Origin of the sequence: Amycolatopsis sp. SID8362 (assembly GCF_010550475.1) — a bacterium.
GTDB lineage: Bacteria > Actinomycetota > Actinomycetes > Mycobacteriales > Pseudonocardiaceae > Amycolatopsis > Amycolatopsis eburnea.
In genome coordinates this window covers 1-1169 of sequence record NZ_JAAGNB010001131.1, presented here as the reverse complement: position 1 = coordinate 1169, position 1169 = coordinate 1, and the positions used below count along the sequence as shown (strand labels likewise).

The 1169-nt window shown below is 73.8% G+C and carries 2 protein-coding genes; both read right to left on the bottom strand.

Going from position 1 to position 1169, the window contains the following annotated elements:
* Positions 1-337, bottom strand: a 337-nt coding sequence (locus G3I65_RS35330) for a DUF993 family protein (RefSeq protein WP_160699945.1), incomplete at its 3' end; no start/stop codon positions are given.
* Positions 338-419: 82 nt separating this feature from the next.
* Positions 420-1169 (bottom strand): LacI family DNA-binding transcriptional regulator (locus G3I65_RS35325; RefSeq protein WP_160699944.1); only part of this gene is annotated, 750 nt, incomplete at its 5' end.

Below are 1169 nucleotides of genomic sequence, written 5' to 3'. Positions count from 1 at the left end.
GGTCGGTGCCGACGCCGGCGCACCAGCGCCGTCCGGTCGCGGCCGCGCCGGTGCGCGTCACGAGCTCTTGGGTGGCCGGCCAGTCGAGGCCCATCCCGCGCTGCGCGGTGTCCATCGCCTCCGCGACGCCGAGCCCGCACGACCAGAGGTGCTCGCGGAAGGCGAGCGTCGTGTCCCAGTCGACGGCGCCGGGTTCGTCGGCCAGCGCGTCCGCCACGACGTGCGCGGCGGCGTAGACGATCCGCGACGACGGCGGTGTTCCGGCCGGTCCGGGACACGGCGGTCCGGACGGTGTCCAGTCCAGCAGTCCGCCGCCGGGCACCGGGAGCACGAGCATCGGAGACCTCCGGAGAATCCAGAAAGCGCTTTCCCGAATCCACGGTAGAGCCTGTGCCGAAGCACGACAAGGCCCGACCGGGTCAGCGCTTGGGGCGTCCGGTGCTTTCGCGCAGCACGACTTCACCGGACAGCCGGACCGTCCGGGGCCGGGTGCCGCCGGACCCCTTGATCGCCAGGTCCATCGCCCGCTCGCCGAGCTCCTCCAGCGGCAGCCGCACGGTGGTCAGCGCCGGGGCGAGGTCGCGGACGACCGGGATGTCGTCGAAACCGGCCACCGAAATGTCACCCGGCACGGAAAGGCCTTCTTCGCGCAACGCCGTCATCGCGCCGATCGCCATCACGTCCGTGACGGCGAAGACGCAGGTCGGCAGCTTGCGCTTGCGGCCGGCGAGCAGCTGCTTCGTCGCCTCGTAGCCGCCGTCGCGGGTGAAGGCGCCCTCGACGACGTCGTCCTCGTGCAGGGTGATCCCGTGCGCGGCGAGCGCGTCGGTGAACCCGGCCAGCCGGTCGATGACGGTGCTCAGCCGGCGCGGGCCGGCGAGCACCGCGAACCGCTTGTGGCCGAGGCCGACCAGCGCGTCGGCCAGCGCCGCCGCGCCGCCCTTGTTGTCCGGCTGCACGGTGTCGATCTTGAGCCCGCGGTGGCGGCTGACCGCCGCGACCTGCCCGCCGCCGCGGCGGTACGGCTCCAGCTCGGCGGCCATCGCGCGTTCCCACGTCCGGTCCTCGAACGCCGAGCCGATCAGCAGGATCGCCGCGGCCCGCTGCGCGCGCAGCGTCGAGACGTAGGCGACCTCGCGATCGGGGTCGCGGAACGTGCCGGCCAGCAT